The following is a 14,415-nucleotide window of genomic DNA, read 5'->3' as shown; positions in this document are numbered from 1 at the left end:
TTACCACCTTCCAACATTACCACTTTTCAACCCAATCTTCCAATTTTCAAATCTTTCAATATTTCAATCAAAAATTAGAATTCAACCAACTCCCTCAACTTCCCCTTGAATCGCTCTGTCGGCAAAAACTGCTTTTCCAAGTTTGGAGCAAAAGGCACAGGCGTATCCAAGCTTCCTTCCCGCATCACAGGAGCATCAAGGTCTTTAAAGCAATGCTCGGAAATCCAAGCACAAATCTCCGCCCCGATTCCGCCCGTGAGCGTGTCTTCTTGAAGGAAAATTACCTTTCCGGTCTTTTTCACCGTGGCTGCTACTGCTTCCTGATCCCAAGGTAAAAGTGTTCTCAAGTCGAGAATATCGGCTGAAATTCCCATTTCTTCGACGGCTTTGATCGCCCAATGCACGCCCATCCCATAGGTGATGATGGAGACTTGGTTGCCTTCCTGTGCCAAAGCAGCCTTTCCCACTTCCACTGTGTAGTAGTTTTCTGGAACAGACCCCGAAATGGATCTGTATAGCAGTTTGTGCTCAAAGTACAGGTATGGGTTTGGGTCTTCCAAAGCTGCGTTCAGCAGGCCTTTGGCGTCATGCGGATTAGAAGGATAGACGATTTTCAATCCCGGAGTGTGGAAAAACCAAGCTTCGTTGGATTGGGAGTGAAATGGACCTGCGGCTGTTCCTGCACCGGTTGGCATTCGGATTACAACATCAGCTTGCTGTCCCCAGCGATAGTGAATTTTGGCTAGGTTGTTCACGATTTGATTGAAACCCACGCTCACAAAGTCCGCAAACTGCATCTCGACCATGGCTTTGTAGCCTTTGATGGAGAGCCCGAGTCCTGCGCCGATAATGGCGCTTTCGCAAAGTGGGGTATTGCGCACCCGATCTCCTCCAAATTTCACTTTGAAACCATCCGTGATTTTGAAAACTCCTCCATATTCCCCGATATCCTGACCCATGAGGATCAGATTGGGATACTTTTCCATGGATTGTCGAAGCCCATCGCTGATCGCATCGATAAAGCGCTTTTCGGTACTTGGCCCTTTTGGAGCTATGACTTCTTGGGAAAAAGGCGCATAGACATCGGCGAGTTCTTCTTCCAAATTTGGAGTGATAGGTTCTTCTGCAAAGGCAATTTCCAACCCATCGTTGATTGCCTTTTTGACTTTCTGATTCAGCTTCTCTTTGGTAGCTGCATCAAGCACTCCGATTGATTCCAAGTAGGCTTCGTAATTGTCTACCGGATCGAGTTGGGCCCATTCTTCCATCAGGTGTTTGGGCACGTATTTGGTGCCGGAAGCTTCTTCATGGCCGCGCATGCGGAAGGTGATCGCTTCGACCAATACAGGTCTTGGATTTTCCCGGATATCTTCTGCCAGTCTCAGAATGGTGTCATAGACATCCAGCACGTTGTTTCCTTGTACCCGAACGGCCTCCATGCCATAGCCTGGGCCTTTTTCGGTAAAGTACTTGAAAGCAAACTGCTCCTCACTCGGAGTAGAAAGTCCGTAACCATTGTGCTCGACGACGAAAATCACCGGTAGCTTCCAAACAGCCGCGACGTTTAATCCCTCGTGAAAATCCCCTTCTGAACTTGCTCCGTCGCCCGAGAAAACCAGCGTCACTTTCTTTTCTTTAGAAAGCTTATGCGCCAATCCGATCCCATCTGCAATCGCCAATTGAGGACCGAGGTGGGAAATCATTCCCAAAATATGGTGCTCAATACTACCGAAGTGAAAGGATCGGTCCCGGCCTTTGGTAAAGCCGGACTTTTTCCCCTGAAACTGAGCGAAAAGTCTTTCTAGTGGCAGATTTCTGCCGGTAAAGATCCCCAAATTCCGATGCATAGGCAGGATAAATTCATCCGAGTTCAAGGCATTGACCGCACCGATTGAGATCGCTTCCTGTCCCCATCCGCTAAACCACTTGCTGATCCGACCCTGACGAAGGAGAATGAGCATTTTCTCCTCGATTCGGCGAGGAACAATCAGGGATTCGTAAAGCTTGAGTAGAGCTTCATCCGAATGATTTTTCCTGTCAAAAGTTAAAATTTGGGCATTTGGGGCGCTGAATTCCATAGGGTTCGATTTGGGAATCTAAGGTACAGGAAGCCCTGAAATCGGCAAAGGATTTTTGAATTGGTGGGTTCGAAGTTTAGAGGTTCCCACAAATAGACACAGATAAAATCACAGATTTTCACAGATATTGAAAACTTTGAGAATCAAAAAATCCGAAATCTGACATCCCAAACTCCGAAATCGAAACTCCCCTGCAATGCACCCCGATTCACATCGGGGGCAAAAAGTTAATGCAAGGAGTTAGAAAAGTATTTGCTGTACGGTTCAAAATTAGGCAAAGGATTCTCCCCGATACGAAGACCTGCGTTAAGCTTGTTTTATCAAAGTGTTAAGAGGAGAAGTGAGAAAGTTGCAAAGTGGAAAAGTTGTAAGGTGAGTGGGACTAACTTTACAACTTTTGAACCTTACAACCTTTTCAACCCTTTTTTAATTACCTTTGCCCTCCCAAATCGAAGCGAATTCTGTGAAAGCGAGAACATTAAAGAAAGACAAAGTCAATATCATCACCATGGGTTGCTCTAAAAACCTGGTGGATTCTGAAGTCCTTTTGACTCAATTAAAAGGAAATGGAATCGACGCCAGCCACGAGTCCAACTCTGAAGACAATAACATTATTATCATTAACACCTGCGGATTTATCGACAATGCGAAGCAGGAGTCGATTGATACCATTCTCCAATATGTGGATGCCAAAGAGCAGGGTTTAGTGGACAAAGTTTATGTAACGGGCTGTCTTTCTCAGCGATACAAAGACGATTTGGAAAAGGAAATCCCACAGGTTGATGCATTTTTTGGCACTCGTGATTTGCCTGCGATCTTAAAGAAATTCAAGGCTGACTACAAGCACGAGTTGGTTGGAGAGCGTTTGTTGACGCACTCAGCACATTATGCCTACATGAAGATTTCAGAAGGTTGTGATAGACCATGTTCCTTTTGTGCGATTCCTTTGATGCGTGGAGGCCATATTTCCAGACCCATCGAGGAATTGGTGAAAGAAGCCCAGCACAAGGCCGCCAATGGAACGAAAGAACTTCTTTTGATTGCGCAGGATTCCACCTATTACGGCTTGGACTTGTATAAAAAAAGAAACCTGGCAGAATTGATGGATCGATTGGCGGATGTGGAAGGGATTGATTGGATTCGACTGCATTATGCGTATCCAACAGGTTTCCCGATGGATGTAATCCAAGTCATGAAGGATCGTCCGAACATCTGTAAATACTTAGACATTCCTTTGCAGCATGGCTCTACCTCAGTTTTGAAAACGATGCGAAGAGGTACAACCCGTGAGAAGCAGGAAGAATTGATCCACAGCATTCGGGAAATGATCCCGGAGATTGCCATCAGAACCACCTTGATCGCCGGGCATCCGGGTGAGGGAGAAAAGGAGTTCCAGGAGATGGTTGACTTTGTGGAGCGAATGAAATTTGAGCGATTGGGCGTGTTTACTTATTCCCATGAGGAAAATACCCATGCCTTCTCCATGGAGGATACCCTTACCCAAGAAGAAAAACAGGACCGCGCCAATCACCTGATGGAGGTGCAGGAGCAGATCAGCTACGACCTCAATCAGGAGAAAATCGGCAAAACTTTCAAAGTCCTGATCGATAAGAAAGAAGGCGGATACTTCGTCGGCCGGACTGAATTTGATTCTGTCGAAGTTGATAATGAAGTGCTGATCGATTCTTCCAAGTTTTACTGCCGAGTGGGAGACTTTGTCCAAGCGAAAGTTTTTGATGCGACGGAGTTTGATCTGTATGCGACGGTTGAGGAATAAATAAAAATGAAAAGGGGGAAATTGTAGATGGTTTCTCCCTTTTTTCGTTTTAGGAGTATCAAGCAAAATTGCTAACTTTCATTATGCTGACAATCAATCCTAAATACATCACAGACCATGCAGGGAATAAGATTTCCGTGGTGATCTCTGTCAAAGAGTTTGAAGCAATGGTTGAAAAGATCGAAGAATTGGAGGATATCAAGCTTTATGACCAAGTCAAGAATTCCGATGAATCCTCCCTTCCTATTGACGAGGCCTTTGAAATGATCGAAATTCTCCGAAAAGAAAAATAATGGCTTACCAAATAGCCATTAAGAAGTCTGCGATTAAATCTCTTTCCAAGATTTCAGAACCTTATTTTTCAAGCTTAAAAGAGGCCATTTATAATTTGGCGGAAAATCCAAGACCTTTAGGATATAAAAAGTTGAAAGGCAGAGACGCCTATCGAATTCGAGTATCGGATTACCGAATTATTTATGAAATAGAGGATAGAATTCTAACCATTGAGGTTATTGCTATTGGACATAGAAAGGATATTTATGAATAATCTTTCTATTTTTTTTAAAATCTTAATTGGATTAGTTCTTTTCGGCTGGGGATATTATCGGTATCAAAGGGTCATAAAGCCAGATAAAGTAGGATTTCACAAATTCAATTTCTTATACAAATTCGAGAGAAACGCATTCATCTACGCTTTGATGGCATGTGGTCTGATTATGGTTGTGAGAGAATTGGTTATTTTGATTTGGTTTTAGATTCTATTTAGTCAAGCTTTTGGAAAAGCAGGAATACTCGTCTTTTGCCCTTTCCCCCCGATCCCCTAATTTAGCCGATCTAAAATTCCCCGAATGAAGCTGATAGAAGTCACTACTCCTGCCCATCAGAAAGAGTTTATCGAGATGGCGGTGAGGCTGTATAAGCATGAGAAAAACTGGATTCGACCGCTCGATAAAGACATCGAGGGACTTTTTCATCCTGAAACCAACAAGCTTTTCCGAAACGGAGCCAAAGCCAAGCGCTGGTTGCTTCAAAATGACAAAGGAGAGACCATCGGGAGAATTGCAGCTTTTATCAATCCCAAAATGAAGGAAAAGCAGCCGACCGGTGGGGTCGGTTTCTTTGAGTGCATCGATAATCAGGAGGCAGCATTTTTGCTTTTGGATACCGCCAAGGAATGGCTTCAAAGCGAAGGAATGGAAGCCATGGATGGTCCGATCAATTTCGGGGAGCGGGACAAGTGGTGGGGACTGTTGGTGGACGGATTCTCCGAACCGAATTACAACATGCCTTGGAATTTTGGGTACTACCAGAAGTTTTTCGAGGATTATGGATTCAAACTCTACTTCAAGCAATACACCTACATGCGGCCGGTGCAGGATTTGGGCTTTGATGAAAAGATGATTCAGCGGGCCAATGCGATAATTGCTAACCCGGAGTATTCCTTCCGATATATTCAGGGCAAAGAACTTCAGGAAAAGGCACCGGAGTACTTCATGACCGTATACAACAAAGCCTGGGCACGCCATATGGGCAAGTCCATTGCCTTAAAAGAAGCCCAATTGATGTTTGGTAAAATGAAACCCATCATCGATCCGAGGTTGATTTACTTTGCCTTTTACAAAGGGGAACCGGTAGGCTTTTTTATCCAAATCCCGGAAATCAATCAGATTTTCAAGCATGTGAATGGAAAAATGGACCTGATCGGGAAGCTGAAGTTTCTGTGGTACAAGACCTTCTTTCCACCCAATAAAATGCTCGGATTGGTATTCGGTGTAGTGCCGGAGCATCAGGGCAAAGGAGTGGAAAGCGCCATGATCATCAGTTATGACAAGATGAGCGGAAAGTCCTCTTTCCCCTACAAAACCATTGAGATGAACTGGATTGGTGATTTTAATCCCAAGATGATGCGGGTATGCGAGCAGCTTTTGGCGACGATCTACAAAACGCACCATACCTACAGGTACTTATTTGATCGGGAAAAGCCGTTCGAGAGACATCCTATCTTTGATTGACGAGTTACGAAGTACGATATACGAGGCTTATGAGAACATCAATCGATATCTTTAGGGCTGGAGGTTTTAATATCGAATATCGAATGCTGAATTTCGAATAATGAAGTGAACCAACTTTACAACCTTTAAACATTACAACTTTCCAACTATCAAAAAATGAAAAAATACGACGTAGCCGGCATCGGTAATGCCCTGGTAGATATTGAGTTTAAAGTGACTGATCAGTTCTTTTTGGAAAACGGGGTCGAAAAAGGCCTCATGACGCTAGTCGACGAGGAGCGCCAAAACTCTCTTATGGGGGTGATCAACACCGAAGAAGCTAAAAAACAGGCGGGAGGATCGGCAGCCAATACCATTGTTGCAGTAAGTCAGTTTGGAGGCAAGTCCTTCTACTGTTTCCGCGTAGCCAACGACGAATTGGGACATTTTTACCTTCAGGATTTGAATGATTCCGGAGTGGATATTGCCTTGGTTCCCGAGCGTTTGGAAAATGGAGTGACCGGAAAATGCCTGGTCATGGTAACGGAGGATTCTGAGCGGACCATGAATACCTTTTTAGGTATTACCCAAAATTTTTCCGTGAAGGATATCCATGAATCAGCCATAAAAGATTCCAAATACTTATTTATCGAAGGGTATTTGGTTACTTCTCCCAATGGGAAAGAGGCTATGCTTCATGCCAAAAAAGTGGCCGAGGAAGCAGGCACTAAGGTGGCTTTGACTTTCTCCGATCCGGCGATGGTCAAGTATTTCAAAGAAAATTTCGATGACGTCATTGGTCCAAGTGTGGATTTGCTGTTTGCAAACGAAGAGGAGGCGATGCTCTACACTGGCAAAGACAACTTAATGGATGCCCGGGAGGAGATGAAAAAAGCGGCTAAGCATTTTGTCATTACCCAAGGGAAAAACGGGGCGATGATTTTTGATGGGGATACCTTCATCGATATCGAACCGTACAAAACCACAGCGATCGATAGCAATGGGGCAGGAGATATGTTCGCCGGAGCCTTCCTATACGGAATCACCAATGGGCATTCCTATGCTTCCAGTGGGAAGTTGGCCTCCATGGCAAGTTCTCAGATCGTAAGCCAGTTTGGGCCTAGGCTGCAGTGGCATCAGGCAAAAGACATTTTAGCGAGATTAAATCCGTAATTTCTGCAGAGGTTGTCCCCAAAAGGCAACCTCTTCGCTTGTCCGTTTTTTTCCTCATCGATGGATTTATCACTCCTTTTTTCCAAGAAGAAGTGAAAATTGCCCACTCATCATCTTAAAGTAGATGAGTTGCTCAAACAAAAATCAATTAATTCAGTAATATTCCAACTAGAAACCCTATTCAGTCTTTTTGTCATGAAGAAAACTACCCTACTCGGGCTACTGATGGGAGTGATTTCGCTCTCTTCTTTTGCCCAAAACAAAATTGAGTTCAAGGAATTCACCTTGGATAATGGCTTGCATGTTATCATGCATCAGGATAATACTACTCCCATTGTGGTGACTTCAGTATTATATCATGTGGGATCAAAAAATGAGAATCCCGAAAGAACAGGCTTTGCCCACTTTTTCGAACACCTCATGTTTGAGGGATCAGAAAATATTGACCGTGGTCAATACATGAATATCATTCAAAGCCGTGGGGGAACATTGAACGCCTACACCTCGAATGATATCACCTATTACTACGAGCTACTTCCGTCCAATGAGTTGGAACTTGCCCTATATATGGAAAGTGAGCGAATGCTTCACTCCAAGGTGGATATTACCGGAGTAGAGACACAACGGGAAGTAGTCAAAGAGGAATATAGACAGCGATACGAAAATCAGCCTTATGGCACCATCCTTTTGGAGACTCTGAAAAGGGCGTATTCCGATCATCCCTACCGATGGGCGCCGATTGGTTCTCTGGAGCACCTCAATGCGGCTTCTATCGAGGAGTTTCAGCAGTTTTACAAAGATTTCTATGTGCCTAACAATGCAACCTTGACCATTGCCGGTGACATCGATTACAAGACTACCGAAGATTTGGTAAGAAAATACTTCTCCGAGATTCCAAAAGGAACCAAGGAAATTTATCGTCCGGATGTGACTGAACCCAAGAAAACTGCCGAAATCCGGGATATTGTTTACGATAATATTCAGATTCCGGCAGTGATTCAGGCATACAATCTGCCTCCAAGAAATCACCCCGACAGCTATGCACTTTCCATGCTTTCTACCTATCTGACTGGAGGCAATTCCTCATTGATGACCAAGGAATTGGTAGACAAGCAGCAGAAAGCATTGGCCTTAGCTGCTATTCCTTTGGAATTGGAAGACGGAGGGATCTTCATCATGTATGGAATCACCAACATGGGCGTGGAGCCACAGGATTTGGAAGCTGAAGTGGATAAATTGATTCAGCAAGTTCAGGAGCAGGGAATTTCAGATCAGGAATTTGAAAAGCTGAAAAACCAAATGGAAAATGCCATTGTAAGCGGAAACTCAACCGTTGCCGGTGTCGCCGAAAACCTTGCAGAAGCCAAAGTGATTTACGGCGATACCAATTATATCAATCAGGTGATGGATAAATATTCCCAAGTGACCAAAGCTGACATCCAACGGGTGGCTAAGGAATATTTGGACCTAAAAGGAAGAGTAGTGCTTTATTACCTTCCTAAATCAGCCCAACCGACTACCGAATAATTGTTTCACCTTATCAATCATCTGAAGAAATGAAAAAATTAGCAATAGTATTTGTATTGAGTTTGATCTCTGCTGTCGCGGCGTTTGCCCAGGTAGACAGAAGTCAATTGCCTGCATCCGGTCCTGCACCGGAAATCCAAATCAAGGATGCAGAAACCTTTTCCCTTCCCAATGGGCTCAAGGTCTTCGTGGTCAACAACAATAAACTTCCTCGGGTATCCTTCACTTTGGTCTTGGAAAGAGATCCAATTTTGGAAGGAGATAAGGCGGGACTGACCGGATTTGTAGGAGATATGATGATGGGAGGGACCACCAATAGAACCAAGGATCAGTTGGATGATGAAATTGACTTTATCGGGGCCAGCATTGGGGCTTCCTCTACTTCAATGTTTGCTTCCTCTTTGAAAAAGCATCAGGACAAAACCTTGGAACTGATGGCTGATATTCTATACAACCCTGTTTTTCCTCAGGAAGAATTGGATAAGTTGAAGAAGCAGACTCTGACCGGTTTGGCTCAAAGCAAAGACAATCCGAATGCCATTTCAGGTAGACTGTCCAGAGCAGTTTTGTATGGACCAAACCACCCTTATGGGGAAACTGAGTCTGAGGCGACAATTAATAATATTGAAGTTGCCGATTTCAAAGCTTACTACCAGACCTACTTTAAGCCAAATATTGCCTACTTGGCTATTGTGGGCGACATGACCAAGGCGGAAGCTGAGAAGGTGGTCAATCAATACTTTGGAAAGTGGCAACAGGGAAATGTCCCTACTTTCACTTATCCTATGCCTGAGCGAGCTGCGAAGCAGGCTGTAGCCCTCGTGGATAGAAGCTCCTCTGTGCAGTCGGTCATCAATGTGACCCAGCCTGTAGAAATGAAAGTTGGCGATCCGGATTACATTTCCAGCCGACTTCTGAATCAAATTTTGGGGGGAGGTTCTGCGTCCCGATTGTTCATGAATCTTCGTGAAGACAAAGGCTATACCTATGGTGCCTATTCTTCCATCGGTGCAGACAAATTGGTAGCGACGATTTCAGCCAATGCATCCGTCCGTACCGAAGTGACCGATTCGGCAGTTTATGAGTTCATCTACGAAATTAGAAACCTGGTAGAAAACGGGGTCACTCAAGAGGAATTGGATAAAGCCAAGGCCGAGCTCTCCGGCAGTTTCGGTCGATCCCTGGAGCAGCCTTCTACTGTAGCCAACTTTGCATTGAACATTGAGCGATTCAACTTACCGAAAGACTACTATGCTACTTACCTCCAAAAGTTGAATTCCTACACTGTGGAGGACATCAATGCCACTGCAAAGCGCTTGATCGATCCGGATAAGTTTATCATCACCACAGTAGGAAATGGATCCGAAATCAAGGAAAAACTGGCACAGTTTGGTGAAGTCATCGAATACGACAATATGGGACAGCCTGCCAAAAAGCTGGAAGCAGATGCCTCCATGACTGCTGAGCAGGTGATCGAAAATTACCTCAATGCCATCGGTGGAAAAGAAAAAGTGCTGGCTATTCAGACGGCAAAGATTTCAATGGATGCCAATGTGATGGGGACTGCCTTGTCTATTGCCTTCGTCTATGACTCTCAAGGTGGAAGATACGGTCAGAAAACCTCTGTGGCAGGAAACGTAATGCAGAAAACTTCACTATCTGAGGGCTCTGGCTCTATGGAAGTGCAGGGTCAATCTATAGCAATGAATGAAGCACAATTGGCCGAAGCCAAGCTCAATTCCTATTTGTTCCCGGAGGCGGTTTATGAGAAAAACGGCTATACACTGACGCTTGATGGACTAAAAGACGTAGAGGGTACTCCTGCATACAAAGTCATCCTCGCTGCACCAAGCGGAGCCAAATTGACGAACTACTATGCTCAGGACTCCGGATTGAAAATCAAATATGAAAATCCGGCTTCAGGAGATACTTTCTATTCCGATTATCAGGAAAAAGAAGGTGTATTGCTCCCCATGACCTGGACGATCAAATCTCCGATGATTCCAGTACCTCTGGAAGCCAAAGTCACAAGTATGGAACTCAATGTGCCGGTGACGGACGAGGATATTAAATAATCAACGGGAAAGGCGGTTTTCGCCTTTCCTTTTTCTATTTTTCACAAAAAAATTAACTCTTTATGAAAATCAAGTATTTATTCTTCTCGGCAGCTTTGGGCTTGGTCTCTTTTTCAGATGTTTTGGCTTTTGGAAATCCAGAAAATTCCTCAGAAGTAGCAATTATTGAAAACGACCCTGCTACAGTGATTGCAAATTACATCAAAGCTGTAGGAGGAAAGGATAAGGTTAACGCCATAAAAAATGCCAAACTGGTCATGGAAGCAAATATTCAAGGCCAAGTCTTGGAATTGAGCTCCATTGCAGATGCTGAGAATAGCAGAATGATCCAGACCACTTCTGTGGGAGGTAATGTTTTGCAAAAAACCATGTTTGTAAACGGGAAAGCTCAGGTAATGGCAGGTGGACAAGTGCAGGAGCTTCCTGACGAGACTGCCGCTATGCTCAAGCCTCAGACTTTCGTTTTTCCCGAAGAGCGATATGAAGAAATGGGATTTGCCTTGGCTTATGTAGGCGTGGAGCAAATTGATGGGGAAGATGTCCATGTATTGGATATCACTGCTCCCATTGGCATCGTGACCAAGGAGTATTATTCTGTTGCCACAGGATTGAAGGTAAGAACCAGCAGCGATGCCACTGGAGAGATCACCTACTCAGACTACCAGGAAGTCGATGGGATCAAGTTCCCTATGACTATGACCATCAAAAATCCCATGCTTCCGGTGCCTATGGAGGCGAAAATCAAATCAATTGAATTCAATGCTTCCTTGATGGATTCAGACTTTCAATAATTCAATTATTTAATTGGTAACCTCCTTCAGGCTTGTTTTGAAGGAGGTTTTTTTATTTTCTCCATTTCTGGAAAAGCTCCGTTTCCCTAGTTAAAACGAGATCATAAATCGGGAAAAATTGATTGTTTGTCACCTCCAATTCCACTTCCAGAATTCGGTTGTTTCGGTTGATTTTCAGTTTTAAAGTCTCCGGAGAAATCAGGATATCTTCTTCTATTTGGTCGTTTGCCATAACCCAATTATAAGCATGGGATTCAAGATGGATTTGAAGCACTTTTCCAGTGGAGGAAGTCCTGACTCCTGCCTGATGAAGAAGAAAATTATCTTTAAAAGAGGGTTGGAGGTTTATTCCTAAAAGGCTTAGCTTTTGTTCAAGGAAGGGAAAAAGGTCTTCGTGCCCTTCCACATAGTTTGAAAAAAAGTCGGTCAGCATACCTTTGGAGCTCATTGCCTGTCCGACTTTGTTTTTAAAATCCTCCATGAGATACCCTTTAAAGGGTTTTCCAAATTCTTTCCACATTGCTTTCATGACTTCTGAAAGCGAAGACCCACATTCCAGAAGCATCAAGTCCAGACAAAAAGCCAAAATAGCTCCGCGGGTGTAAATGTTTACTTTTCTGTCAGGAATCCCGGACTGATAGCCATCCAGCCAAAGGTCAAAAGAGGACTCGAGTATGGTGTAATTCCTCCATCCGAAGGAATCGGCTTCCCTTTGAATGACTTTTCCAAAATGTCTCAAATACGTTTCCAAAGAATATACCCCGGATTTCAGCAAATACAGATCCCCCATATAGGTAGTAACACCTTCCAGGACTAGACCTGCTTCGGTGTATGTTTCACTGCCGAATCGGTATGGTAAAAGTTCCACGGGACGAATCCTGCATACATTCCAGGCATGGTACAACTCGTGGCAGCTAACCCCAAGTAATTCCTCCATTTGCTGAGAATCTTTGAGGCTTTCTGCTGGACCAAAGGTGATGACGGTGCCTCTTCGGTGTTCTACTCCATGGTAATGAGGGTAGGGAAGCAATTGGAAGATGAAATGGTACTCTTTTTCAGGAAATTCCCCAAAATCATGAATTAGTCTTTGGGAGAAGGCTTGGAAGGACTTCATGAAAAGGGCCTGGTCAAAAAATACCCTTCCATTGATCCAAATATGAAACAGAGTACTTTCTGACGAATAGGTCCAGTGGGATAAGGTTTTTGCTGCTACTAGCGTAGAATCAGCGAGCATTTGAAAGTTGGAAGCCTTTCCTTCTGCCCCATTCACATCCATCAGCGTACAGACTTGCTGAGTTAGAAACGGGAAGTTCCACGATACCTGAATCTCTGTGTCACTTTGTCCCAAAATCTCAAAGCAACAATTGACAAAATTCAAATAAACCTGCTCGTCGTCTGCCCAAGAATTTCCGGCGTCCATTTTTCCTGCCCAATAGGAATAGGATACAGTCAGAGAAGCAGGTTGGACTAGATCAATTTCCCAGGTGTTTTTATTGATTTTTTTAAAAGGGACAGGATTATTCTTGTGATTATTGACCTTAAATCCTTTGATGTTTTGGGCGTAATCAGCCAGCTGATACCTTCCTGCACGCCATGCAGGTAGCTGCAGACGGGTTTTTTGATCGGGAAGAGGATCAAAAGTCATCTGGATCTCTACAAGTTGAGAAGCAGGGTTAGGGCAGGAAAATTGAAATTCAATCATGTGTTTGTCCTTGTTATTCAAAACAAATGTAGAGGCCTAGTTTGCAATTCAAAAAATGGTACATATCTTTGCAGTCCTTTTTGGGGGAAATACTGAAAAGGAAATCCGGAGAGCAACAGATATAAAGATATTCGATCATGAAAAGAACATTCCAGCCTTCTCGCAGAAAAAGAAAAAACAAGCATGGCTTCAGAGAAAGAATGGCTACTGCAAATGGTAGAAGAGTATTGAGAGCCAGAAGAGCAAAAGGCAGACATAAGTTGACTGTGTCTGACGAAAAGACGCTGAAGAAATAATTCTCTGCTTTGATTTTCGTATGTTCACATACGATTCAAGTCCCTGCGATGAATTTAAGACTACCCAAAAGCGAACGGCTTCATGCCGACAAACTAATCAAGGAACTTTTTAACGAAGGTTCCTCTTTTTTTTTGTACCCTTTCAAAGTTGTTTTCCTTAACAAAGAGAAGAAAGAGGGAGAGGTGAATCAGATCCTGATTTCTGTTTCGAAGAAAAAACTCAAGAAGGCTGTCGATAGAAATCGGGTAAAAAGGAAAATCAGAGAGGCTTACAGGTTAAATAAGCATAAATTATCCCCTGTAGGGATGATGCTCGGCTTTATATTTGTTGGCAGTCCTGAAATCAACTATTCTGAACTGGAGTCCAAAATGATTGCTTCTTTGGAAAAGTTACAAAAGGAAATATCCCCAAAATCCAATACTGATGAACACTAATTCAAGAAAGTCCTTTTTCATAGGAGGTTTCGTCATCCTTGTTCTGTCCATGACCTTGGCGTTTCAAGTAAAGAATGACAAGCTTTTCGCCCTCGCCAAAAACATTGATATTTTTGCCACCCTGATTCGTGAATTGGATTCCTATTATGTAGATGAAATTGACCCAGATCAATTGGTTACTGTAGGTATCAATGCCATGCTGGAAGAGTTAGACCCCTATACAGAATATATTCCTGAGGAGGACTCGGATGATTTCCGAATGCTTACTACCGGGGAATACGGTGGGATTGGAGCTTTGATTGGAAATAGAGGGGGAGGAAATATGATCCTGATGCCCTATACAGGCTTTCCTGCCCAAAGTACAGGGCTCAAGATCGCAGATATGATTTTGAAAATTGACAGTGTGGATGTCTCTTCAAAACCCACCTCCCAAGTCTCTGAATTGCTGAAAGGTCCTGCTAATACACCTGTTAAGGTTGTGGTGAAAAGAGATCAGGATACCTTGGAATTTTCCTTGATTCGAAAGAAGATTTCTCTCAAGAATGTCCCCTATTACGGTAAGCTCGATGA

The 14,415-nt window shown here is 43.7% G+C and carries 13 protein-coding genes (1 of these 13 cut by a window edge); 11 read left to right on the top strand and 2 right to left on the bottom strand.

Annotated elements, in window-relative coordinates:
• Positions 1-74: 74 nt before the first annotated feature.
• A complete protein-coding gene (locus tag AAA942_RS19495; RefSeq protein WP_338221983.1) occupies positions 75-2,078 on the bottom strand; it encodes an alpha-ketoacid dehydrogenase subunit alpha/beta in 2,004 nt (667 codons plus the stop codon).
• A 463-nt stretch (positions 2,079-2,541) separates the two neighbouring features.
• On the opposite strand from AAA942_RS19495, the gene rimO reads away from it, so the two are divergent.
• The 8 genes from rimO (at position 2,542) to AAA942_RS19455 (ending at position 11,412) form a co-directional block, all read left to right on the top strand.
• On the top strand, positions 2,542-3,855 hold the full coding sequence (gene rimO, locus AAA942_RS19490; RefSeq protein WP_338221982.1) for a 30S ribosomal protein S12 methylthiotransferase RimO: 1,314 nt from the start codon (positions 2,542-2,544) through the stop codon (positions 3,853-3,855).
• Positions 3,856-3,938: 83 nt separating this feature from the next.
• Positions 3,939-4,148, top strand: a complete 210-nt coding sequence (locus tag AAA942_RS19485; RefSeq protein WP_338221981.1) for a hypothetical protein — start codon at positions 3,939-3,941, stop codon at positions 4,146-4,148.
• Positions 4,148-4,402: a type II toxin-antitoxin system RelE family toxin gene (locus AAA942_RS19480; RefSeq protein ID WP_338221980.1), complete on the top strand. Its 255-nt coding sequence runs from the start codon at positions 4,148-4,150 to the stop codon at positions 4,400-4,402. The genes AAA942_RS19485 and AAA942_RS19480 overlap by 1 nt, the downstream gene beginning before the upstream one ends.
• 301 nt (positions 4,403-4,703) lie before the next feature.
• Positions 4,704-5,867, top strand: coding sequence for a hypothetical protein (locus AAA942_RS19475; RefSeq protein ID WP_338221979.1), 1,164 nt, complete (start codon positions 4,704-4,706; stop codon positions 5,865-5,867).
• Between the two features lie 156 nt (positions 5,868-6,023).
• The gene (locus AAA942_RS19470; RefSeq protein ID WP_338221978.1) at positions 6,024-7,019 is read left to right on the top strand and encodes an adenosine kinase; all 996 of its coding nucleotides are present in this window, start codon (positions 6,024-6,026) and stop codon (positions 7,017-7,019) included.
• Between the two features lie 195 nt (positions 7,020-7,214).
• Complete coding sequence (locus AAA942_RS19465; RefSeq protein WP_338221977.1) at positions 7,215-8,546, top strand: M16 family metallopeptidase; 1,332 nt, start codon at positions 7,215-7,217, stop codon at positions 8,544-8,546.
• A gap of 29 nt (positions 8,547-8,575) precedes the next feature.
• Complete coding sequence (locus tag AAA942_RS19460; protein WP_338221976.1) at positions 8,576-10,621, top strand: M16 family metallopeptidase; 2,046 nt, start codon at positions 8,576-8,578, stop codon at positions 10,619-10,621.
• Between the two features lie 62 nt (positions 10,622-10,683).
• The gene (locus AAA942_RS19455) at positions 10,684-11,412 is read left to right on the top strand and encodes a peptidase, M16 family protein (RefSeq protein WP_338221975.1); all 729 of its coding nucleotides are present in this window, start codon (positions 10,684-10,686) and stop codon (positions 11,410-11,412) included.
• 52 nt (positions 11,413-11,464) lie between these two features.
• Here the strand turns inward: AAA942_RS19455 and AAA942_RS19450 are convergent, their stop codons facing one another.
• Positions 11,465-13,114 (bottom strand): M61 family metallopeptidase, encoded by a 1,650-nt coding sequence (locus AAA942_RS19450; RefSeq protein ID WP_338221974.1) that lies wholly within the window; start codon positions 13,112-13,114, stop codon positions 11,465-11,467.
• Positions 13,115-13,251: 137 nt separating this feature from the next.
• Here AAA942_RS19450 and rpmH point away from each other — a divergent pair, with 137 nt between their 5' ends.
• The 3 genes in view from rpmH to AAA942_RS19435 are tightly spaced (at most 48 nt apart) and all read left to right on the top strand, a layout consistent with a single transcriptional unit that may run on beyond the window.
• Positions 13,252-13,410, top strand: a complete 159-nt coding sequence (gene rpmH, locus AAA942_RS19445) for a 50S ribosomal protein L34 (RefSeq protein WP_082792274.1) — start codon at positions 13,252-13,254, stop codon at positions 13,408-13,410.
• 48 nt (positions 13,411-13,458) lie between these two features.
• Positions 13,459-13,845 (top strand): ribonuclease P protein component, encoded by a 387-nt coding sequence (rnpA, locus tag AAA942_RS19440; RefSeq protein WP_338221973.1) that lies wholly within the window; start codon positions 13,459-13,461, stop codon positions 13,843-13,845.
• Positions 13,835-14,415, top strand: partial view of a S41 family peptidase gene (locus AAA942_RS19435; RefSeq protein WP_445083359.1) — the 5' end (the start) only. 1,081 nt of this gene lie beyond the right edge of the window; 581 of the gene's 1,662 nt are visible here — the first part of the coding sequence; the start codon lies at positions 13,835-13,837; its stop codon lies off the right edge, out of view. Before rnpA ends, AAA942_RS19435 begins: the two co-directional genes overlap by 11 nt.

This window comes from Algoriphagus sp. oki45 (genome assembly GCF_036245605.1).
GTDB lineage: Bacteria > Bacteroidota > Bacteroidia > Cytophagales > Cyclobacteriaceae > Algoriphagus.
Note: the sequence above shows the minus strand (reverse complement) of the source record. Positions and strands in the feature narration are given on the sequence as shown.

Bases quoted from the DNA above. Each gene is read 5' to 3' on its own strand.
- AAA942_RS19455 (WP_338221975.1), top strand. From the start codon at position 10,684: ATGAAAATCAAGTATTTATTCTTCTCGGCAGCTTTGGGCTTGGTCTCT.
- AAA942_RS19470 (WP_338221978.1), top strand. From the start codon at position 6,024: ATGAAAAAATACGACGTAGCCGGCATCGGTAATGCCCTGGTAGATATT.
- rpmH (WP_082792274.1), top strand. From the start codon at position 13,252: ATGAAAAGAACATTCCAGCCTTCTCGCAGAAAAAGAAAAAACAAGCAT.
- AAA942_RS19475 (WP_338221979.1), top strand. From the start codon at position 4,704: ATGAAGCTGATAGAAGTCACTACTCCTGCCCATCAGAAAGAGTTTATC.
- AAA942_RS19480 (WP_338221980.1), top strand. From the start codon at position 4,148: ATGGCTTACCAAATAGCCATTAAGAAGTCTGCGATTAAATCTCTTTCC.
- AAA942_RS19460 (WP_338221976.1), top strand. From the start codon at position 8,576: ATGAAAAAATTAGCAATAGTATTTGTATTGAGTTTGATCTCTGCTGTC.
- AAA942_RS19485 (WP_338221981.1), top strand. From the start codon at position 3,939: ATGCTGACAATCAATCCTAAATACATCACAGACCATGCAGGGAATAAG.
- AAA942_RS19450 (WP_338221974.1), bottom strand. From the start codon at position 13,114: ATGATTGAATTTCAATTTTCCTGCCCTAACCCTGCTTCTCAACTTGTA.
- AAA942_RS19465 (WP_338221977.1), top strand. From the start codon at position 7,215: ATGAAGAAAACTACCCTACTCGGGCTACTGATGGGAGTGATTTCGCTC.
- rnpA (WP_338221973.1), top strand. From the start codon at position 13,459: ATGAATTTAAGACTACCCAAAAGCGAACGGCTTCATGCCGACAAACTA.
- AAA942_RS19495 (WP_338221983.1), bottom strand. From the start codon at position 2,078: ATGGAATTCAGCGCCCCAAATGCCCAAATTTTAACTTTTGACAGGAAA.